The sequence below is a fragment of the Bradyrhizobium sp. 142 genome, from assembly GCF_023074015.1.
Classification (GTDB): domain Bacteria; phylum Pseudomonadota; class Alphaproteobacteria; order Rhizobiales; family Xanthobacteraceae; genus Bradyrhizobium.
The window spans coordinates 1-20,828 of the sequence record NZ_JADPKQ010000393.1; the positions used below are offsets into that span (position 1 = coordinate 1).

Here is a 20,828-nt window from a genome sequence, read left to right on the forward strand (position 1 = left end):
ACCGAGGTCTACACGCGCGGCGATCCGACCGAGAAGCTCGATGCGATGGAGGCGATCGTGCCGCCCCACCTGCGGCGCGGCGTCTTCCAGCCCACCGACAAGCTGATCGAACTCCTCAGGCGTACCTCGTAATGGAGAGCGGGGTTGGCGGTGATTGGTGCAGGAGCGCGATCAAGTTGCCGCCAGCTCCCCATTACCGGCTTTGCCCATAAGGCAGGTAATGGGCGTCGCCCATTACCTGCCGCAACCGGCATTGCCCGAAGTGCCAGGGCGCCGCCGCAAAGGACTGGCTCGCCGACCGCGAGGCCGAGCTGCTGCCGGTGCCGTACTATCACGTCGTGTTCACGCTGCCGGCGGCCATATCGCGCCTACAACTACGATCGCGAATACGAGCAGGAGTATTACCTAGGCCTCTGCAAGATTGAGCGGAAGTGGGGCAAGCACGGCGAGTACAAAGAGGAGACGAAGTGTAAGGGCTATCGTGACTAAGCGCTTTGCTCGAAACCGTGTCGGCGGTCGACTTTTTCGCGGATGCTTAGACTTCCGGCCCTCAGCCGAATCGTTGAGTCAGCTGACACTGTCCGCTCCCGGGAGAACAGCGGAGCGGCATGCTTTCGCAGCTCCGTCAGTTTAACAGCCCAATGGCTAAAACTGATACCTCCTCAACCCCCCATCCACCGGGATCACCGTACCCGTGATGTACCGTGCCACCGGCGAGGCCAAGAACACTGCGAGCGCGGCGAGGTCCTCCGGCTCGCCCCAATAGCCCACCGGAATTTCCTCTTCGGCAAAGCGCTCGCGGTAGTCCGGCGGATAGTTGCGGCGGATCTGCTCGCTCATGATGCGGCCGGGCGGGATGCAGTTGATGGTGATGCCGTGCTCGCCGATCTCGCGCGACAGGCCCTTGGCCCAGGCGTGCACGGCGGCCTTGGCCGCGAACGCGGCGTTGAGTCCTTCCGGCTCGGACTTGCCGGTGATGTTGATGATGCGGCCCCATTTGCGCGCCACCATCTGCGGCAGCAGCACATGCGCGATGCGGCGGTAGCTGGTGAAGTTCAGCGCGATCGCCTCGTCCCATTGGCTGTCGGGCGCATCGATCGGCAGCGGGCGGCTGCCGCCGGCATTGTTGACGAGGATGTCGGCATGGCCGAGCTCCTTCAGCGCAAAGGCTGCGATGTTCTCGGCTGCATCCTTTGCCATCACGTCCTGCTCGAACGGGATGATCGCGCCGCCGCCGACCTCCTGCACCAGTTGGGCGAGCAGGTCGCCCCGTCGTGCCACCGCCACGATGCGCACGCCTTCGGCCGCCAGGCCCTTGGCGATGGCACGGCCGATGCCAATGCTCGCGCCGGTGACGACAGCGGTTTTCGATTTGAGCCCGAGGTCCATGGTCAACGCTCTTGCTTGTTGCTGCTTGTTTCCTGCCCCATCCCTGCCGGCTGCGAATTGCCTGAGCGGGACGAGCAGTGGTAACCAAGAGGCAGGACGAAGGAAACATGAAAAAGAAAAGGCGTGAGCCGATGGTCTGGGATCCGCAGCAATATCTGAAATTCTCCGGCCACCGGCTCCGGCCCGCGGTCGATCTCTTGATGCGAATTCCGGATTTTGCCCCGCGCGAGATCGCCGATCTCGGTGCCGGCGCCGGCAACGTCACCAAACTGATTAAGGAGCGTTGGCCGGGCGCGACCGTGACCGGAGTCGAAGGCTCGGCCGAGATGGTCGCCGCGGGCCGCAAGGCCGCGCCGGACGTGGAATGGTCGCATCAGGATCTCGGACACTGGCGTCCGGCGAAGCAATATGACGTGGTCTATTCCAATGCCGCACTGCACTGGCTGCCCAATCATGCGGCACTCTTCCCGTCGGTGATGGAGAAGGTGACGCCGGGCGGCATGCTTGCGGTGCAGATGCCGCGCAACTTCCTTGCGCCTTCGCATGTGCTGATCGGCGAGACCGCGCTGAACGGGCCGTGGCGGTCCAAGGTCGAGCATCTCGTCACGCCGCCGCCGGTCGAAGGTCCCGCGTTCTATCATGATGTTCTTTTGCCCTTGTCCCAAAACATCGACATCTGGGAGACCGAATATCTCCAGGTGCTTGAAGGCGAGAACCCCGTGAAGGAGTGGACCAAGGGCACCTGGCTGACGCGTTATCTCGACGTGCTGCAGGGCGAAGAAAAAGCGGCGTTCGAGACCGCCTATGGCGAGCGGGTGGCGAAAGCCTATCCGAAGAATGCGATGGGGCAGACGCTGTTCCCGTTCCGCCGCCTCTTCATCGTTGCCCAGCGCAAGGGCTGATCGCATTGCCGCAATGCGACATAAGCGCTCGCTGCGCAGGCTGGAGCGGGTGCCGAGTTGCGTAGACGCCGGCGGTCAAGCTAGCTTGGCTGCGGCAAATTGGGCTTAGGTCTAGTTGTTCGGGTGGTGGATTGCTGTCACTACTCAAAACCGGAAAACAAAAAAGAACCCGGTTTTAAAGGTTGTTGGGAGGTTACTTCATGCGCAAGCTGCTTCTTGCGGTCGCCGCCGCGGCTATTCTTGTGGCCCCTGCCGTCGCCGAGGCCCAGAGCCCCATCATCATCAAGTTCAGTCACGTTGTCGCCAACGACACCCCGAAGGGCAAGGGCGCGCTCAAATTCAAGGAGCTCGCCGAGAAGTACACCGACGGCAAGGTCAAGATCGAAGTCTATCCGAACTCGACGCTCTACAAGGACAAGGAGGAGATCGAGGCGCTGCAGCTCGGCTCCGTGCACATGCTGGCGCCCTCGACCGCGAAATTCGCACCGCTCGGCATCAAGGAATTCGAGGCGCTCGACCTGCCCTGGCTGTTCAAGGACGGCGACACCTACGCCAATGCGATGAAGGGCACGGTCGGCAAGTGGCTGTTCCAGAAGCTCGAGGCCAAGGGCATCACGGGGCTCGGCTATTGGGACAACGGCTTCCACATGGTTTCGGCCAACCGTCCGCTGGTGAAGCCGACCGATTTCCAGGGACTGAAATTCCGCATCTCCGGATCGAAGGTCGCGGACCAGTATTTCCGCCTGGTCGGCACGATCCCGCAGATCATGGCATTCTCGGAAGTTTACCAGGCGCTCCAGACCGGCGTGGTCGACGGCTGCGAGAACACGGCGTCGAATTACTGGACGCAGAAATTCTACGAAGTGCAGAAGGACATCACCGTGTCCTATCACGCGCATCTCCAATACGCCGTCATCGTGAACTCGAAATTCTGGTCCGGCCTGCCGCCCCATATTCGCACCCAGCTCGAGAAGGCGATGACCGAGGCGACCGACTATACCAACTCGATTGCGCGCCAGGAGAACGAGGACGCGCTCGCCGAGATCAAGAAGGTGGGCAAGACCACGCTGCATTATCTTACCGACGCCGATCGCAAGGCCTGGCAGGAGGCGATGCAGCCGACGTACAAATGGGCCAAGGGCCGGGTCGGGCAGGAGGTGCTCGATCTTCTCGCCAAGGAACTCGACGTCAAGATGAACTGACGGCCGCACCTTATAACAACAATCCGAACGGTCGGGGGTCACGCGCTCCCGGCCGTTTCGCTCTTGAATGACGAGCCGATCCTGGGGGACCAAGTTGCTGCGTGTTTTGAATCGTGTGCTCAATCATCTCGAAGAATGGCTGATCGCGACGCTCATTGCGGCCGCGACATCGCTGATCTTCGTCGCCGTGCTGCACCGCTACGGGGCGGGGCTGTCGATCGATCTCGCCAAATGGGCGGAAGCCCGCAACTTGAGCTTCCTTGCTGTGCCCGCGCGCGCGGTGTTCGTCTGGCTTGCCGACCTCGACCTGTCCTGGGCGCAAGAGCTCTGCATCTACATGTTCATCTGGATGGCCAAGTTCGGCGCGGCCTATGGCGTTCGCACCGGCATCCATGTCGGCGTCGACGTGCTCGTCAACATCCTGCCCGGTGGATCACGCCGCCGCGTCATCACCTTCGGTCTTTTGTGCGGCGCGCTTTTCACTGCCATCGTCGCTTATTTCGGCGCCGCGTTCGTCGGCCAGATGTGGCAGACCGGCCAGCAGTCGAACGATCTCGAAGCGCCGATGTGGATGGTGTACCTCACTATCCCTCTCGGCTCGGGGCTGATGTGCTTCCGCTTCCTGCAGGTCGCCTGGTCGTTCTATCATACCGGCGAGCTGCCCCATCACGACATGGCCGGCGTCGAAGGCGTCGAGATAGACCCGGTTCATCCGGCTCCGGTCACGCGCAGTCAGGTGGTCCGTGACGAACGCAGTCCGCTCGGCTGGGTCCTGATGTTGTTGCCGGTCCTGATCGTCGCCTTGTGCTTCGCCCATTCGGCGCACGTCATCACCCTGCCGCAGGGACTGCGGGTCGCCGTGGTTTTCGCGCTTCTGCTGTCGCTGATGCTCACGGGCATGCCGATCTCGATCGCGCTCGGTCTGACCGTGCTCAGCTTCATGTTCACGCTGACCGACGTGCGAACCGAATCGGTGGCGCTGAAGCTGTTCACCGGCATCGAGAATTTCGAGATCATGGCGATCCCGTTCTTCATCCTCGCCGGCAACTTCCTGACCCATGGCGGCGTGGCGCGCCGGATGATCGCGTTTGCGACTGCGCTGGTCGGCCATTGGTACGGCGGGCTTGCGCTCTCGGGCGTGGTCGCCTGCGCGCTGTTTGCCGCGATTTCCGGCTCGTCGCCGGCGACCGTGGTGGCGATCGGCTCGGTGATCCTGCCCGCTATGGTCGCGCAGGGATTTCCAAAGCGGTTCGGCGCGGGCGTGATCACGACCTCCGGCTCGCTGGGCATTCTCATTCCACCCTCGATTCCGATGGTGCTTTTTGCCGTCTCCACCAACAGCTCCGTCGGCAAGCTGTTCATCGCCGGCATCGTGCCGGGGTTCGTGCTGGCCACGCTCCTCGGCGCGACGACGTTCTATCGCGCCTGGCGCAACGATTATCCGCGGATGCCGAAGGCGACCTTCATGGAGCGCCTCGACGCCTTCCGCAAGTCGATGTGGGGCATCCTGCTGATCGTGATCGTGATCGGCGGCATCTACAGCGGCCTGTTCACGCCGACCGAAGCTGCCGCCGTCAGTGCGGTCTACGCCTTCGTCGTTGCGGTGTTCATCTACAAGGACCTCAAGCTGCGGGACGTGCCGCGGGTGCTGCTGTCGTCGGCGAATCTTTCGGCGATGCTGCTCTACATCATCACCAACGCCGTCCTGTTCTCGTTCCTGATGACCTACGAGAACGTACCTCAAGCGCTTGCGCAATGGATGATCGATCAGGGCCTCGGCTGGATCGGCTTCCTCCTCGTCGTCAACCTGCTGCTGCTGCTGGCGGGCAACGTGATGGAGCCGTCCTCGATCATCCTGATCATGGCGCCGATCCTGTTTCCGGTCGCGATCAAGCTCGGCATCGATCCGATCCATTTCGGTATCCTGATGACGGTCAACATGGAGGTCGGGCTGTGCCATCCGCCTGTCGGGCTCAACCTCTATGTCGCCTCCGGTATCGCCAAGATGGGCATCACCGAGCTCACGGTCGCGGTGTGGCCATGGCTCCTGACGATGCTGGCGTTCCTCGTGCTCGTGACCTACTGGCCGGGTCTGTCACTGTGGCTGCCCAACCTGCTGGGGATGTAGTGGAATTTGTTGAGCATGTAGCTGCGCGAGCGGTGCACCCTCTCCCCTTGTGGGAGAGGGTGGATCGCCGCGCAGCGGCGAGCCGGGCGAGGGGTTTCTCTCCGCGGGCGAATCTCTCGCCTAGGCTAGAGTTTGCCGATAGATACCCCTCATCCGGCGCTTCGCGCCACCTTCTCCCACAAGGGAGAAGGAAACAAGTCGGCGTAGCCTTACCTCACCGCCGCCCGCTTCGGCTCGACGATCTCGAACATGCGCGGGAATTCATCCATCAGGCCCATCAGCTCGGCGAGCCGCATCGGGTTGCCGGCGAGCTTGACCTTGCCGGCGGCCACCGTCTCCGGAAAGCTCGTCAGTTTCCCGATCACTTCATCGAGGGTCGCGCGCGCCAATGTGAAGCTGGCGTCAGCGCCTTCCGCTTGCATGCCTGCGATATAGGTGAGCGCGCAGTTCTCCAGGTTGAGCACAAAAGTCTCGCCGGTGTCGGAAAAGCTCCAGTTCAGCACGATGTGCTTGCCCTCGGCCTTGGGGCCGTTGAGGCGGACGCCGAGCATGTCCCAGAGCTGTGAGGTGCGCAGCGCCGCGAGCGTCTCGCGCGGAATCGGCGGACGCGGCGGCGTCTTCGGCATGCCCTGGCGCAATTCCTGGGCGCCGAACAGATAGGCGTTGCGCCAGGTGGCGCTTTCGGCCGCATAACCGAGCTGCTCCAGCGTATCCGCCAGCAGCGCACGCGCCGCCGCATTGTCCGGCTCGGCGAACACGAGATGGCCGAGCGCCTGCGCCACGAAGCGGAATTCGCCCTTGTCATAGTCCTTGCGCGCGCGAGCGAGGATCGCGTCGGCGCCGCCCATATATTCGACGTACTTCTTCCCGGATTCCACCGGCGGCAGCGGATCGAGATTGACCGGATTGGCGTCGTACCAGCCGAGGTACTTCTGGTAGATCGCCTTCACATTGTGGCGGATGTGGCCGTAATAGCCGCGGCCGTGCCAGGCGCCTTCGAGGCTCTTCGGCAATTGAATGGTCTCGGCGATCTCGGCAGCGTTGAGACCGTGGTTCATCAGGCGGATGGTCTGGTCATGCGCGAACTTGTAGAGATCGCGCTGCTGCCGGATCATCGTGCCGATGCGCTCGCGCCCCCACACCGGCCAGTGATGCTGGCCGCACATCGCCTCCGCCTTGCCATCCCACAGCTGCAAGGCCTCGCCAAGATATTTCGACCAGGCCAGCGCGTCGCGCACATCAGCGCCGCGGAACGGCAGCAGATTGTGGAAATTATGCGTGCAGTTCTCGGCGAGGTTCAACAGCTTGTAGCGCGGAATGAAGAAATGCATCTCCGCCGGTGCTTCGCTGTTCGGCGCCATCTGGAATTCGAATTCGACGCCGTCGATCACGCGCTTGTCGCCGGTCGCCATGATCAGGTCGGTCGGGCGCAGCAGTGCGACCGAGCCTGCCGCCATCGACTTGCCGAGGCCGCAATCGACCTGCCCGCGCACGCCCTTGGCGAGGAACGGGCCGAACTGGTACTGCGCCCGGCGCAGCATCGCCGGCCCCGCAATGATGTTCTCGGAAACCGCATGCTCCATGAACAGGTTCGGGGCAATGAGCGGCACTTGGCCGGTGGCGAGTGCATCCTCCTCCAGCACGCTGCGCGCACCGCCCCAGTGATCGGTATGGGTGTGGGTAAAGATCACGGCCGCGACCGGCCGCATGCCGCGGTGCTTGTAGTAGAGATCGAGCGCAGCCCGGGCGCCTTCGATCGATGTCAGTGTGTCGACGACGATGACGCCGCGCTCGCCCTCGATCAGCGTCATGTTGGCGATGTCGAGCCCGCGCACCTGGTAGACGCCGGTCACGACCTCGAACAGGCCGTGATGCATGTTGAGACGCGACTGGCGCCACAAGCTCGGATTGACCGTCGGCGGCGCCGCTTCGGTGGACAGGAAGCCGTAGGGCTCGAGGCTCCAGACCGTCCGCCCTTGCGGGTTGGTGATCTCTGCATTCTCGATCGTGCCGAGGAAGCCGCGCGCGGCATCGTCGAAATCCCGCGTGTCGGAAAACGGCAGCGCGTTCAGCATGGCGTTCTGCTGTGCGATGACGGACGGCGACGCTTCCTTCGGCGTGTTGCTGTGTTCAGTCATTTTGCTTCCTCCCGACCGGTCGTAGCCATCTAACTGCATCTCGCAGGTGATTGCCAACAATGACGGCAAGGAAGCAGGGCGCCTCTTCTTCCCTTCTCCCCTTGTGGGAGAAGGTGGCATAGGCGGCCTTCGGCCGCCGTTCTTAAGAACGCCGAAGCGAAGCTTCGGCTATGGCGCCGGATGAGGGGTCTCTCTCCGCGGAGAGGCTTTGCGATCGGGAAGCAACCCCTCACCCAAACGAGTTTGCCGCTCGGCCCTCGTAGCCCTCTCCCGCAAGGGGAGAGGGCACATCGGCTGGCAGCGGCGCAGAAGCGCTACTCCGCGCTGCTCACCAGCTTGATCCGCGGCGCCTGCTCCTCGGTCAGGTTGCGATAGGCGGCGAGATAGTCCAGCGCCATGCGCCGCGCGGTGAACCGTGTTTCGAACTGCTTGCGGATCGCGGCGCGGCTCAACTCCGGAAGCCGTTTGACTACGCCGGCCGCGCTGAGGACGTCCTCGACCACGAAGCCGGTCAGCCCCTCATCGATGATCTCAGGCACCGAGCCGCGATTGAAGGCGACCACCGGCGTTCCGCAGGCCATGGCCTCGATCATGACGAGGCCAAACGGCTCCGGCCAGTCGATCGGCAGCAGCAGGCCGAGCGCGCCGCTCAGGAAATCTGACTTCTCGTGATCGCTGATCTCGCCGATATATTCGACCAGCGGATTGTTCTCGATCATGGGCCGGATCAGCTCGTCATAATAATCCTGATCGGCGCGATCGACCTTGGCTGCGATCTTCAGCGGGATGCCGCAATGGGTGGCGATCTTGATGGCGCGGTCGACGCCCTTTTCCGGCGCGATGCGGCCGAGCACGGCGAGATATTCCTGGCGAGCCGGCTTCGGCGTCAGCAGGTTCTCCGGCAGGCCATGGTGAATGGTCCTCACCCAGTTGGCCTGCGGCACCGGACGCCGCTGTGCGTTTGAGATCGAGATCACAGGAACCTTGGGAAACGTGTTGAATACCGGCTGGTGCTCGGGGAGATCGAGCCGGCCATGCAGGGTGGTCACGAACGGCGTCGGCTGGCGGTAGAACAGCGACCACGGATAGTAATCGAGATGGAAGTGAAGGAAGTCGAATTCCTCGTCGTCACATTTCTGCCGCACCCGTTCCAGCATCACCATGTGCAGCGCGTTCGGATCGCGCACGGAACCGTCGAGCCGGAGTGCCCGCGGCCACAGAGCATCCAGCTTCGCGGATGTCCGCGAATCGCCGCTGGCGAACAGCGTTACATCGTGTCCCAAGGCAACCAGCTCTTCCGTCAACCAATGCACCACCCGCTCGGTGCCGCCATAAAGCTTGGGTGGAACAGCCTCCGTCAACGGAGCTACCTGCGCGATGCGCATCTCACCATCTCCTCTGTACGACCATGATTATAGAAAGCCCCCGCCTGTTCGGCACCGGCATACGCCAGCGAAGGGAACGTTCCCGCACTTGCGAAGTTCCTCTCAACGAATGTTACTTATTCGACACGTGGCGCGCGATCTTGGTCCTGCCATCACCTGATCTCAGATCGTCCGCATCCGCATGTCGTGATGGTCTGGCCCGGGAACCGAGGCAAAGCGGTCGATGTTCAGTCGACCAGTAACAAAATTGGAATCATCACGACGGGGTCGCAGCTAAATGGATCATCTTTCTGGATACGCGCGCAGGCCATTTGCCTTTGTTCTGCGCTATCTACGGCGCCGTATGGCGTCGCATCTGGTGATCCTGACCGCCGTCGTGGCGGCGGTTGCCTGCTCAGTGGGCACGCAGTACGGCGTCAAGTCCCTGGTCGACAGCCTGTCGGCCGGACCTTCACATGGCGGTAGCGTATGGCTGGCATTCGTTTTCCTCATGTCGCTGATTACCGCCGACAATTTCCTGTGGCGGATCGCGAGCTGGACCGCGAGCTTCACATTCGTCCGCGTCACCGGCGATTTGCGCCGCGACATTTTCCGCCATCTGACCGGGCACGCGCCGAGCTATTTTTCGGACCGGATGCCGGGCATGCTCACCAGCCGCATCACCGCCACGTCGAATGCGGTGTTTACGGTCGAGAACATGTTCGTCTGGAATGTGCTCCCGCCTTGCATTGCCACAGTTGCGGCAATCGCGCTGATTGGAACCGTCAGCCCTTATATGGCGCTCGGCCTGATCGTGATCGCCGGCGGCATGGTGTTGGCGATGTTCCACCTCGCTGCCGCCGGCAAGCCGCTGCATGACGATTTCGCCGACAAGGCGGCCGTGGTCGATGGCGAGATGATCGACGTCATCAGCAACATGCCGCTGGTTCGGGCCTTCTGCGGCATCACCCACGAGCACGAACGTTTCGACGCCACCGTCAACCGGGAACTCACCGCGCGCGGCCGGAGCCTGCGCTACCTGGAAAAGCTGCGGCTCACTCACGCCGGCGTGACCGTGGTGCTCACCATTGCGCTTATGGCTTGGGCGATCACGCTCTGGCAGCAGGGCGAGGCGACCACGGGCGACGTGGTGCTGGTCTGCACCCTCGGCCTCTCCATTCTCAATGCCACGCGCGACCTCGCGGTGGCCCTGGTCGACGTCACCCAGCACGTCGCGCGGCTGACCGAGGCAATCGCGACGCTGCTGGTGCCGCATGAACTGCGCGATCACCCCAATGCGGAACCGCTGGTCAAGAGCGGCGCCGCGATTGCGTTCAACAACGTCACCTTCGGCTATCCCGGCGGCGCGAAGATCTTCGAGCGATTCAGCCTGCGGCTCCAGCCGGGTCAGCGTGTCGGCCTGGTCGGCCAGTCCGGCGGCGGCAAGTCGACACTGTTCACGCTGCTCCAGCGCTTCTACGACGTCGACGAGGGCAGCGTGACCGTCGACGGGCAGGACATCTCCAAGGTAACCCAGCTCAGCCTGCGCGAGGCGATCTCGGTCGTGCCGCAGGATATCTCTCTGTTCCATCGCTCGATCCGCGAGAACATCCGTTACGGCCGCCCCAATGCGACCGACGACGAGGTGCTGCGGGCGGCGATCGCGGCGCGCTGCGATTTCGTCGAGAGCCTGCCGGAAGGTCTCGATACCATGGTCGGCGACCGCGGTGTCAAAATGTCCGGCGGCCAGCGCCAGCGCATTGCGATTGCGCGGGCGTTCCTCAAGGACGCGCCCATCCTGCTGCTGGACGAGGCGACCGCGGCGCTCGACAGCGAATCCGAGGAGGCGATCCGCGAAGCGCTGTCGCGCTTGATGCGTGGCCGCACTGTGATTGCGATTGCGCATCGGCTCGCGACGCTGCGCAATTTCGACCGTGTGGTCGTGTTGAAGAATGGTAAGATCATCGAGGACGGCTCGCCCGAGCGCCTGATGCAGGGACACGGGCCCTATCGTGAGCTGGTTACGCAGGAAATGAGCCGGCTCTCGCAAGCCGCCGCGTAAATCAAAAGTCGCGTTCTCGTCGGTTGCGTTTCGAAACAAACGCAGGGGAAGAGTTCATGTCGGCCGAAGCCGTAACCCAATTCGTCTCTGTGACGCGGACCCTGGAGCAGGTCGCCGAGCAACCTTTCTACATTCCGATGACCGGGCCATCGGCCCGGCCGCGGCGTTCGCTCAAGCACGACGACACCTTCATCGTGCTCGATAGCCATGGCGACATCGGCGCCTCGGCCGGCGGGCCGGACGGCCTGTTCCATCACGACACGCGCTATCTTGCCCGGCTCGAGCTCGTGCTCGACGATCTCCAGCCGCTGCTGCTCGGCTCGAACCTACGTGACGACAATTCGGCGCTGACTGTCGACCTCACCAACCCGGACATCTACCGGGAGGGCAGCCTCGTTCTGCAAAAAGACCTGCTGCACATCGTGCGCACGATCTTCCTGTGGCGCGGCACGGCCTATCAGCGCATCGGCGTGCAGAACCATGGCGATCGGCGCACCAGCTTCCCGCTGACGCTGCTGTTCGGCAACGACTTCGCCGACTTGTTCGAGGTCCGCGGCGAGCGGCGGCCGCGCCGCGGCATCGGAACGAGCCGACTGTTCGGACCGACCGACGTGCTGTTCGAATATCGCGGCCTCGATGACGCCGAGCGTAGCGCTGGCTTGCATTTCGACCCGCGTCCGACGCGGCTCTCGGTCAATGCCGCGACCTGGGAGCTCGATCTGGAGCCGCATCAGGCCAAGTCACTGTTCGTGGCCGTCTCCTGCAACCGGCCGCCGGCGGAGAAGCCGGTGCCCTTCTTCCGGGGCCTGCTCGCCCATCGGCGCGAAATGCGCCAGTCGACCATGGGCGCCGCCAGCATCGAGACCTCCAATAACATTTTCAACGAAGTCCTGTGCCAGGCGATGGCCGATCTGAACATGTTGATGACCGAGACGCCGCAGGGACGTTATCCCTACGCCGGCATTCCCTGGTACTCGACGACGTTCGGCCGCGACGGGCTGATCACCGCGCTGCAGATGCTGTGGGTCGACCCGCGGATCGCCAAGGGCGTGTTGCGGCGGCTCGCACATTTCCAGGCGAAAGCGGTCGATCCGCTGGCGGACGCCGCACCGGGCAAGATTCTGCACGAGATGCGCGGCGGCGAGATGGCTGCGTTGGGCGAGGTGCCGTTCTCGCAATATTACGGCAGCGTGGATTCGACCGCGTTGTTCGTGCTGCTGGCCGGGCGGTATTTCGAGCGCACCGGCGACGAGAAGACGTTGATCGAGCTGTGGCCGGCGATCGAGGCGGGCCTCGCCTGGATCGACGGGCCCGGCGATCCCGATCAGGATGGCTTCGTCGAATATCAGCGGGCCACCGAAAAAGGTCTCGCCAACCAGGGCTGGAAGGACTCGTTCGACGCGATCTTCCATGCCGACGGCCAGCTTGCGGAAGGCAATATCGCGCTGGCCGAAGTCCAGGGCTACGTCTATGCGGCAAAGCAGTTCGCCGCGCGTTGCGCCTTGCGGCTCGGTAAGCCGGACCGCGTGAGGAAGCTCGAGGCGGAAGCCAAGGCGTTGGCGGAACGCTTCGAGAAGGCGTTCTGGTGCGAGGAGCTTGGCACCTACGCGCTCGCGCTCGACGGCGGCAAGCGGCCTTGCAGGGTGCGGACTTCGAATGCGGGACAGGTCCTGTTCAGCGGCATGATCCGCGAGGACCGCGCGCGGCTGGTCGCTGCCGACCTGATGCGGCCGCACTTCTTCTCGGGCTGGGGCATCCGCACCGTCGCGCAAGGCGAGGTGCGCTATAACCCGATGTCCTATCATGACGGCTCGATCTGGCCGCACGACAATGCATTGATTGCACTCGGGCTCGCACGCTATGGGCTCAAGCATTCGGTCGCGCACGTCTTCAAGGGCCTGTTCGACGCTGCGACCTATATGGACCTGCGGCGGCTGCCCGAATTGTTCTGCGGGTTCCGACGCGAAAAGCGGCGCGGTCCGACGCTCTATCCGGTCGCGTGCGCGCCGCAGGCCTGGGCCAGCGCGACGCCGTTCACGCTGCTGGAGGCGGCGCTGGGCATCGAATTCGACGTGGCGCGCGGCGAAATCCGCCTGCGCAATCCGCATCTGCCGTCGTTCTTGAACGAGGTGATCCTGCGCGATCTGCGACTGGGCGATTCCAGCGTCGATCTGCGTGTCAGCCGCCACGGCGACGATGTGGCGCTGGAAGTGCTGCGCACGCGCGGCCAGATCCAGGTGTCGATAGTGCTGGCACGCTAGCAAGGCGGGCCGCGAGGAGGATATATGCGTGCCGCTGGATGGTTGGTTCTGAGCGTTGCGATCGCCGCGGGCTTGACCGCCCCGGTGTCGCGCGCCGCGGAGGAGCAGCCCGTGCCCCCAAGTGAAGCAAATGCGCCGCCGACGGCACAGCCGCCGGCGTCAACGGTGCCGGTCACGCCAAAGGATGCCGCGCCGCCGCCGTCGGTGACGATCATCGGCGCGAGCGATGCGCATGGCGTCCTCGGCCGCGACGTGCGGAGCGCTGCGGACGAGGGCATGGGGCGCATCGTCGACATCATCGTCGATCGCACCGGTCATGTGCGCGCCGCCGTGATCGATTTCGGCGGCTTTCTCGGCGTCGGCAGCCGCAGGATCGTGGTGGACTGGAACGCGATGCGATTCGGCAAGATCGCCAACAAGAAGGACAGCATCACGCTGGAACTGACCAAGGCGCAGGTCGCGGCCGCGCCGGAATACAAGGAGGACGCGCCGATCGTCGTGCTCGGCGCATCCGGCAGCCTGCAAACGCTGCAAGCGATTCAGTGAGGCGCGGGGAGGGATGGCCGCCTGTGTTGTCGTCGAGAAAGCCGAACCATGCCGCCGGAGATCGCGGTCGCCACGTTGAGCTGGACAACGTCGCCGCGCCGCCGCCGCCCGGTCTTCCGGCTCCCTCACGCCAGAGCCTGCGCGGCCTCGACTGGTTCATCTTCTTTCTTGCCGACGTCCAGACAGGATTTGGCCCCTTCATCGCGGTCTATCTGACGACGCAGAAATGGACCCAGGTCGAAATCGGCCTCGTGCTGTCGATCGGTGGCATCGTTGCCCTGATCGGGCAGATGCCGGGTGGCGCGATCATCGACGCCGCGAAATCCGAGCGGCTGGTCGCAGCGCTCGCGATCGTGACGATCGGCTGCTGCGCGCTGGCCTATGCGGCCATGCCGATCCTTCCCGTGGTGGTGGCTGCGGCCACATTGCACGCGGCTGCGAGTTGCGTGCTGGGTCCGGCGATCGCGGCGATCAGCCTCGGTCTGGTCGGCCCGGTCGCGATCGGCGAGCGGCTCGGCCGCAACGCGCGCTTCGCCTCCATTGGCAACGGCGTCGCCGCCGCGGTGATGGGCACCGCCGGCTATCTTCTGTCGAGTCGCTCGGTGTTCCTGGTCACCTTCCTGCTCGCGATCCCCACTCTAATCGCGCTCTCGCGCATCCGCGAACATGAGGTCGACATTGCACGCTGCCACGGCGAGATGCCGCGTGAAGCGGCGGACCGTGGTGATACCAATATTTGGCACTTGATCCGGCAGCGTCCGCTCATTGTCTTCGCGCTCAGCGTGCTGCTGTTGCAGCTCGCGAACGGCGCAATGATGCCGCTGATGGCAAGCGCGGTGACGGCGCGGTCGAGCCAATGGGCGACGGTGCTCGTCGCCTTTTGCATTGTCGTGCCGCAGGCGATCGTGGCACTGCTCTCGCCCTCGGTCGGACACAAGGCGCAGCTGTGGGGCCGGCGGCCGCTGCTGTTGATCGGCTTCGGTGCGCTGACGATCCGTGGTCTGTTGTTCGCAACCGTGCGCGATCCCTATCTGCTGGTGCTGGTGCAGGTGTTCGACGGCTTCACCGCGGCGGTGTTCGCGGTGATGATTCCGCTGATCGTGGCGGACGTCGCCTTCGGCAGCGGCCATTTCAATCTCGCCCAAGGCATCGTCGGCACAGCCACCGGCATCGGCGCGTCGCTGAGCACGGTGCTCGGCGGCTATGTCAGTGACAAGTTCGGCAATGCCACCGCCTTCATCGGGCTCTCCGGCGTCGCCGCGACCGGATTTCTGCTGATCCTCCTGGTGATGCCGGAAACCCGTCGCTTCGCGGCTAGATAAATGGACAAGAAAATGGCCAGCCGAAACGAGTTCGGCTGGCCAAGTCGATCGTCGGCGGGGAGGGAGAGATCAGGCGTCGAGACTGTGCAGGCGCTGGCGGTTGCGCAGCACGATCTGGCGGGCGCCGGAGAAGCCCAAAATGCCCTGCGCGTGAAGCTGTGACAGCGCACGCGACACGGTTTCGAGCGTGAGGCCCAGATAGTCGCCGATGTCGCGCCGGCACATCGGCAGCGCGATCATGCCGGCGACGGCCAGGCGGCGGTCCATTTCGAGCAGGAAAGTTGCAACGCGCTCCATTGCGGTCTTGCGTCCGAGCAGAAGCATGTGATCCTCGGCATGGCGCAGCTCTGCAGCCGTCATGACCCACAGCTTGCGGGCGACCAGGACGTCGATGCCTGCGGCCTTCTCGAGGCTCGAACGCTTTACGAGCCGTACGGCGGTATCGATGATGGCTTCGGCTGCAAGGCGGTGAGCAGGGCCGGATTCGAGGCCGAACACGTCGCCGGGAAGATGGAAGGCGCCGATCTGGCGGCGGCCGTCGGAGAGGAGCTTGTAGCTGCGCACGGCGCCGGAGACCACCTGGTAGACATATTCTGCCGGCTCGTCCTCGCCGTAAATCTCCTCGTCCTTGCGATAGGAGAATTCGGTGGCGACGAGACCGACATGGCCAGTGATCGCGCCGAACTGGTCGGACACGGGCTGCGCCGGGGCGATCTTGCTGCCGTTGATCTGGGTCTTGATCGGCTGGGTATTGAACGTCTGGGTCAGCATCTGCGCCATCTCCGTTGTGGTGACGCATTGCTACGCGAGATTGCGGGAACTGAAAATTTCGAGCGATATCTTAGGGACGTGCCCTTACGTAGAATCCCGCAGGTCAGTTTTCGTGCCGGTCCTGGATGACGCGGCGGATGCGCTTGACCAGATTTTCGTCGAGAAGCGGCTTCAAAATCACGTCTTTCACGCCTGCCGCCGCCGCTCGGGCGGCAATATTATGGTCGGGGTAGCCGGTGATCAGGATCACGGGCGTATTGCCGTCGGATTGGCGCAGGCGGGAGGCCAGCTCGATGCCGTTGATGTCGGGCATCTTGTAGTCGATCACGTAACAGTCGGCGCGGGATGGGCCCGCCGCATTGAGCAGCGCCGTGGCATTCCTGAAGGTCCGTACGACAAAACCGTCGGTTTCCAACAGGAAGCGCAGGGAACCCAGCACGGCGGCATCGTCATCGACCACGTAGACGGTGGGCTTTGCCGATGACCCCGTTGGGAGCCGCTGATGCTGCGAGCCGATCTCGATCATGCTGACTGGCTAGCACAGGCCGCCGCAAGGGCCTTGACCTGTCTCAATCCTTGATCAAGCCGGCGCGCATGGCCAGCCGGACCAGCTCCGAGAGGCTATTGGCCTGCATCTTGGTCATCACATTGGCCCGGTACACCTCGATCGTACGCGGGCTGATGTCATATTCGCGGGCGATCAGCTTGTTGGAGAGGCCTGCTATCAGGCCCTCCATGACCTGCCGTTCGCGTGGGCTCAAGGAGGCGACGCGGGCGGCAATATCCTGGGCGACAGCCTCGCTCCTGGCGGCCGGCTCGGCCTGGCGGATCGCGGATTCAATCATGGTGATGAGGCGGTCGTCCTCGAACGGTTTCTCGAGAAAATCGATCGCACCGAGCTTCATCGCCTCGACCGCGAGCGGTACGTCGCCGTGACCGGTCATGATCACGATTGGAAACGGGCAGTTCTGCGTCTTCATCCGCTTCAGCAGCTCAATCCCGTCGAGGCCGGGCATGCGCACGTCGGAGACCACACAGCCGAAGGCGAGGCCGGGCAGGGCGTTGAGGAAGGCTTGCGCGTCGTCGAACAGCGTGACGCCAAAGCCGGAAGAATCCAGCAGGAAGTTCAGCGAATCCCGCATCGCCTCGTCGTCGTCGATGACGTAGATCATTCCCTTGGTCGTCATGGATCAGTTCTCGTCGGCTGCCGGCAGGGTGAAGCGGAATGTCGCGCCGCCTGATGCGTTGCTCTCGGCCCACATGCGGCCGCCGTGAGCCTCGATGATCGAGCGGCTGATCGACAGTCCCACGCCCATGCCGGTGTCCTTGGTGGTGAAGAAGGTTTGAAACAGGTTCGGAATCACGTCGTCCTGGAAGCCGGACCCGGTGTCTGACAGCTCGACCTCGATCATGTCGTCGGCGACGGGCGTATTGGTGAGGACGAGTTCGCGTCGCGGCGACTGCGCCATCGCTTCCAGCGCGTTGCGGAACAGATTGACCAGCACCTGCTGGATCTGCACCCGGTCGGCGAGCACGAGATCGGCGTCCGGATTGAGGCTGAAGCGAAGCTGCACGTTCTGCTCGCGCGCGCCGGCAAGCCCGAGCGCGCCGGCCTCCTCGATCAGCTTGGAGAGGCTCTCGACCCGCTTCTCCGATTCGCCGCGGGAGACGAAGTCGCGCAGGCGACGGATGATCTGGCCGGCGCGCAACGCCTGCTCGGCGGCGCGGTCCAGTGCGCTCTCGATCTTCGCCGCATTCGGATCGTGGCTTCCGGCGAGCAGCCGCCGCGAGCCCTTCATGTAGTTGCTGATCGCGGCCAGCGGCTGGTTGAGCTCGTGGGCGAGCGCGGACGCCATTTCGCCCATCGCGCTCAAGCGCGAGACGTGGACGAGCTCGGATTGCAATTCCTGGAGCTGCGCCTGGGTTTGCTGATGCTCGGTAAGGTCGCGGACGAAACCGGTGAAATAGGGTTGGCCGCCCGTCTGCATCTCGCCGATCGACAGGTGCATCGGAAAGGTCGTTCCGTCGCGCCGTTTGCCAGTCACGATCCGGCCGATGCCGATGATGTGCGGATCGCCGGTTGTACGGTATCGGGCGATGTAGCTGTCATGACGAGTGCGGTCTGGCTCCGGCATCAGGATGCTGACGTTCTGGCCGATCGCCTCGAGCTCCGACCAGCCGAACAGACGCTCGGCGGCCGTGCTGAATAGCTGAATGATGCCGTGGCCGTCGATGACGATCATTGCATCGGGAACGGTGTGGAGGATCGAGCGGAGGTGAGTCTCGCGGGTGCGCAGCGTTTCCTCGACCTGCTTCTCCTCGTCGATGTCGAGCAATATGCCGCTGAGATGCCGGGCCGCCCCGGCCTCGTCCCGGATGAGTCCCGCGCGGGCGCGAATCCACTGTCCTGTGCCGGAGGTGCCCCCGACTCTGAAAGACACGTCGAAGCCGCCGCCCCACTCGGAGACGCGCTTGATTGCGCTCTCGATCCGCTCGCGGTCCTCAGGCTCGAGACGCGACAGGAACAGGTCGTAGCTCGCCGGCCGGCCGCGTTCGACGCCGAGCAAAATCCCGGCGGTCTCGGACCAGTCCAGCTCCCGCGTTTTGAGGTCGAAATCCCAGGTGCCAACGCCGAATCCCTCGATCCGGACCCGAAAATACTCGCCGCGAGCGTCCTCGGGCGGATGCGTTACGCGCGTCGGCGGCAAATGATTGCTCCCATCGTCATGCGGCAGCCGGATGCAGTTCTGTTGCGGCAATGTCGCCCAAGGCCGGGCAAGAGGCAAGTTCGGAAGTCTGATTCGGATTTCCCGTGCCATGGCGCGGAGCGGTTTGATCTATCTCATCCTCCCGAACCGCGGCGGGCCTACTATTTTGCGAAAGCTCACCGCAGCGGAGACCCCCGATGACATACGCGACCGTGATGGTCAGCCTGGCGCTCGATCAGCCCAACGAGGCGCGTCTTCAGGTCGCGGGCGAGTTCGCCGAACGATTCGAGGCCGCCATCGTCGGGGTTGCCGCGGCGCAGTTCGCCCCGCCGCTCTATTTCACCGACGGCGCCGAGGCCCAGGGCCTGATCGACCAGGGTGAGGCCTCCGTCAAGAGGCGCCTTGCGGGTCTGGAGGCGCAATTCCGCGCTGCGACGAGGAATCGCGACGGACATGCGCAGTGGCGCAGCGCGATGGATTTTCCGGCGCGATTCGTCCTGGCGCAGGCGCGCTGTGCCGACATTCTCGTCAGCGGCGGGCGCAGCCCGGCGTTCTCCGATGCCTTCGCGCTCGCCAGCCCCAAGGATCTGGTGATGCAGGCCGGCCGCCCGCTTCTGGTCGTGCCCGACCGGGTCACCTGGCTCGATCTGCGCAGCGTGCTCGTGGCGTGGAAGGATACCCCCGAGGCCCGGCGCGCGCTGGCCGGCGCGCTGCCGATGCTGCGCAAGGCCGGGGAAGTCACCGTCGCCGAAATTCCCGAGGGCGATGAGGCCCGCGCGGCCGTGATGGCGCGCGTCACCGATGTTGCCGCATGGCTCGCCCGACACGGCATCACCGCGACCGCACGCGTCCCGGACGGCGGGCGGAACCAAACTGCTGCGGAACAACTGGAGAAGCTCGCCGGCGACGTCGGAGCCGGCCTGATCGTCGCCGGTGCTTACGGTCATTCGCGCTTCCGCGAGCTGATCCTCGGGGGCGTCACCCAATATCTGGTCGCGCAAACCGCCCGCTGCGTGCTGCTGTCGCATTGACGGCGGGGCCGCCATAGAACGAATCGATGAGGATGCACTGTGTACAAATTCCTTGAGCAGACCGTCGATGGCTACATGACGCGCAACGTCCGGACGGTGAAGCGCGATCTCGACATGCTCCAACTCGGCGAGATGTTCGAGCAGGACGATTTCAACAGCTATCCAGTCGAGGACGACGAGCAAGTCGTTGGCATCGTCACCAAATTCGACATCCTGAAGTGCTTCGCCTTCACGCCGAACCAGATGCTGCCGCGCTATCGCGACCTGATGAGTCGCAAGGTCGGCGACGTCATGACGCCCGAGTTCATCTATGTCAGTCCCGACACGAAGTTGACGCGCGTGCTCCAGATCATGGTCGAGCATCGCATCAGGAGCATTATCGTGCTCGACGGTGCACAGAAGCTGGTCGGCATCATCGCCCGCGAGGACGTCATCGCGGCACTCAAGGCGACGGCGCGCGATTGACGGGACGTCCTGCAGTTCCCGTTGTTCCTCGAGCAATCGCATACGGTTCTTTGAGGCTGCGAAAGTGCTCGGCCTGCATGGTTCGAGACGCCCGCTTGCGGCGGGCTCCTCACCATGAGGGTCTAAAATGCGCCGAGACACAGACCTCATCCTGAGGAGCCCGCCGCAAGCGGGCGTCTCGAAGGATGGGCCGCCATTCGGGGCTCCGTGATTTCACGGACGCGATGGCTCGCCGAGCCCGCGGCGCTAGTCGCACGCGATTGATATCACCCTTCGAACGACAGCTGCCACGCATTAACAGAAATCCATTTTGCTTGATTTCAATCAATTCCCCGCGAGGGTGAACGTGGTTTCTGGCGCTGTGTTCTTTCGAAAGAGAATCCGCATGAGCCAGCCCTTAATCTCGAAATCCATGACGTCAGGTGAAAGCGGCCTGGCGGCGTTGTTCGCGGTCACCGCTTTCCTCTGCGTGATTGCCGCGGCCAAGGCGCTCGATGCGCCGTTCGCCTTCCACGCTGCGCTCAGTGCGGCGGCGAGCC

16 protein-coding genes and 2 pseudogenes are annotated in these 20,828 nt (G+C 63.8%); 11 read left to right on the forward strand and 7 right to left on the reverse strand.

All coding sequences use genetic code 11. The annotated features are described in order from the left end of the window. Positions 1-236 precede the first annotated feature (236 nt). Positions 237-368 (forward strand): annotated as a pseudogene (locus IVA82_RS36215) (transposase zinc-binding domain-containing protein); the annotation flags it as partial. A 277-nt stretch (positions 369-645) separates the two neighbouring features. Here IVA82_RS36215 and IVA82_RS36220 read toward each other — a convergent pair. Next, the gene (locus IVA82_RS36220; protein ID WP_247391223.1) at positions 646-1,389 is read right to left on the reverse strand and encodes an SDR family oxidoreductase; all 744 of its coding nucleotides are present in this window, start codon (positions 1,387-1,389) and stop codon (positions 646-648) included. Between the two features lie 131 nt (positions 1,390-1,520). Here IVA82_RS36220 and IVA82_RS36225 point away from each other — a divergent pair, with 131 nt between their 5' ends. From IVA82_RS36225 to IVA82_RS49190, 4 genes and pseudogenes are all read left to right on the forward strand, one after another. Continuing rightward, entirely contained in the window at positions 1,521-2,291 is a 771-nt protein-coding gene (locus tag IVA82_RS36225) for a methyltransferase domain-containing protein (protein WP_346658820.1), read from the forward strand. A gap of 200 nt (positions 2,292-2,491) precedes the next feature. Next, positions 2,492-3,493: a DctP family TRAP transporter solute-binding subunit gene (locus IVA82_RS36230; protein WP_247391228.1), complete on the forward strand. Its 1,002-nt coding sequence runs from the start codon at positions 2,492-2,494 to the stop codon at positions 3,491-3,493. A gap of 67 nt (positions 3,494-3,560) precedes the next feature. Continuing rightward, positions 3,561-4,118: pseudogene (locus tag IVA82_RS49185) on the forward strand (TRAP transporter small permease); the annotation flags it as partial. A 222-nt stretch (positions 4,119-4,340) separates the two neighbouring features. Then, on the forward strand, positions 4,341-5,621 hold the full coding sequence (locus tag IVA82_RS49190; protein WP_247493748.1) for a TRAP transporter large permease subunit: 1,281 nt from the start codon (positions 4,341-4,343) through the stop codon (positions 5,619-5,621). Between the two features lie 209 nt (positions 5,622-5,830). Here IVA82_RS49190 and IVA82_RS36245 read toward each other — a convergent pair whose 3' ends face one another. Together IVA82_RS36245 and IVA82_RS36250 are read right to left on the reverse strand one after the other, a co-directional pair. Beyond that, a complete protein-coding gene (locus tag IVA82_RS36245; protein ID WP_247391230.1) occupies positions 5,831-7,759 on the reverse strand; it encodes an alkyl sulfatase dimerization domain-containing protein in 1,929 nt (642 codons plus the stop codon). Positions 7,760-8,073: 314 nt separating this feature from the next. Next, positions 8,074-9,144: a glycosyltransferase family 4 protein gene (locus IVA82_RS36250; protein ID WP_247391232.1), complete on the reverse strand. Its 1,071-nt coding sequence runs from the start codon at positions 9,142-9,144 to the stop codon at positions 8,074-8,076. A gap of 277 nt (positions 9,145-9,421) precedes the next feature. On the opposite strand from IVA82_RS36250, the gene IVA82_RS36255 reads away from it, so the two are divergent. The 4 genes from IVA82_RS36255 to IVA82_RS36270 are packed head-to-tail and all read left to right on the forward strand — an operon-like array spanning position 9,422 to position 15,314. Then, positions 9,422-11,185 (forward strand): ABC transporter ATP-binding protein, encoded by a 1,764-nt coding sequence (locus IVA82_RS36255; RefSeq protein ID WP_247391234.1) that lies wholly within the window; start codon positions 9,422-9,424, stop codon positions 11,183-11,185. Between the two features lie 56 nt (positions 11,186-11,241). Continuing rightward, complete coding sequence (locus IVA82_RS36260) at positions 11,242-13,446, forward strand: amylo-alpha-1,6-glucosidase (protein ID WP_247391236.1); 2,205 nt, start codon at positions 11,242-11,244, stop codon at positions 13,444-13,446. 24 nt (positions 13,447-13,470) lie between these two features. After that, positions 13,471-13,992, forward strand: coding sequence for a PRC-barrel domain-containing protein (locus IVA82_RS36265; RefSeq protein ID WP_247391237.1), 522 nt, complete (start codon positions 13,471-13,473; stop codon positions 13,990-13,992). 23 nt (positions 13,993-14,015) lie between these two features. Continuing rightward, the gene (locus tag IVA82_RS36270) at positions 14,016-15,314 is read left to right on the forward strand and encodes an MFS transporter (protein ID WP_247391238.1); all 1,299 of its coding nucleotides are present in this window, start codon (positions 14,016-14,018) and stop codon (positions 15,312-15,314) included. A 69-nt stretch (positions 15,315-15,383) separates the two neighbouring features. Here the strand turns inward: IVA82_RS36270 and IVA82_RS36275 are convergent, their stop codons facing one another. From IVA82_RS36275 to fixL, 4 genes are all read right to left on the reverse strand, one after another. Then, entirely contained in the window at positions 15,384-16,085 is a 702-nt protein-coding gene (locus IVA82_RS36275; RefSeq protein WP_247391239.1) for a helix-turn-helix domain-containing protein, read from the reverse strand. A gap of 103 nt (positions 16,086-16,188) precedes the next feature. Further along, positions 16,189-16,611, reverse strand: a complete 423-nt coding sequence (locus IVA82_RS36280; protein ID WP_247391240.1) for a response regulator — start codon at positions 16,609-16,611, stop codon at positions 16,189-16,191. Between the two features lie 43 nt (positions 16,612-16,654). Next, positions 16,655-17,272, reverse strand: coding sequence for a response regulator FixJ (gene fixJ / locus IVA82_RS36285; RefSeq protein WP_247391241.1), 618 nt, complete (start codon positions 17,270-17,272; stop codon positions 16,655-16,657). A 3-nt stretch (positions 17,273-17,275) separates the two neighbouring features. Continuing rightward, the gene (gene fixL, locus IVA82_RS36290) at positions 17,276-18,793 is read right to left on the reverse strand and encodes a sensor protein FixL (protein WP_247391242.1); all 1,518 of its coding nucleotides are present in this window, start codon (positions 18,791-18,793) and stop codon (positions 17,276-17,278) included. 197 nt (positions 18,794-18,990) lie between these two features. Between fixL and IVA82_RS36295 the strand changes: the two genes are divergently transcribed. Together IVA82_RS36295 and IVA82_RS36300 are read left to right on the forward strand one after the other, a co-directional pair. After that, on the forward strand, positions 18,991-19,824 hold the full coding sequence (locus tag IVA82_RS36295) for a universal stress protein (protein WP_247391244.1): 834 nt from the start codon (positions 18,991-18,993) through the stop codon (positions 19,822-19,824). Positions 19,825-19,863: 39 nt separating this feature from the next. Then, entirely contained in the window at positions 19,864-20,289 is a 426-nt protein-coding gene (locus IVA82_RS36300; protein WP_247391256.1) for a CBS domain-containing protein, read from the forward strand. The last annotated feature ends 539 nt before the right edge of the window (positions 20,290-20,828 follow it).

Coding starts and splice junctions, on each gene's coding strand:
- IVA82_RS36220 (WP_247391223.1), bottom strand. CDS start 1,389: ATGGACCTCGGGCTCAAATCGAAAACCGCTGTCGTCACCGGCGCGAGC.
- IVA82_RS36225 (WP_346658820.1), top strand. CDS start 1,521: ATGGTCTGGGATCCGCAGCAATATCTGAAATTCTCCGGCCACCGGCTC.
- IVA82_RS36230 (WP_247391228.1), top strand. CDS start 2,492: ATGCGCAAGCTGCTTCTTGCGGTCGCCGCCGCGGCTATTCTTGTGGCC.
- IVA82_RS36245 (WP_247391230.1), bottom strand. CDS start 7,759: ATGACTGAACACAGCAACACGCCGAAGGAAGCGTCGCCGTCCGTCATC.
- IVA82_RS36250 (WP_247391232.1), bottom strand. CDS start 9,144: ATGCGCATCGCGCAGGTAGCTCCGTTGACGGAGGCTGTTCCACCCAAG.
- IVA82_RS36255 (WP_247391234.1), top strand. CDS start 9,422: ATGGATCATCTTTCTGGATACGCGCGCAGGCCATTTGCCTTTGTTCTG.
- IVA82_RS36260 (WP_247391236.1), top strand. CDS start 11,242: ATGTCGGCCGAAGCCGTAACCCAATTCGTCTCTGTGACGCGGACCCTG.
- IVA82_RS36265 (WP_247391237.1), top strand. CDS start 13,471: ATGCGTGCCGCTGGATGGTTGGTTCTGAGCGTTGCGATCGCCGCGGGC.
- IVA82_RS36275 (WP_247391239.1), bottom strand. CDS start 16,085: ATGCTGACCCAGACGTTCAATACCCAGCCGATCAAGACCCAGATCAAC.
- IVA82_RS36280 (WP_247391240.1), bottom strand. CDS start 16,611: ATGATCGAGATCGGCTCGCAGCATCAGCGGCTCCCAACGGGGTCATCG.
- fixJ (WP_247391241.1), bottom strand. CDS start 17,272: ATGACGACCAAGGGAATGATCTACGTCATCGACGACGACGAGGCGATG.
- IVA82_RS36295 (WP_247391244.1), top strand. CDS start 18,991: ATGACATACGCGACCGTGATGGTCAGCCTGGCGCTCGATCAGCCCAAC.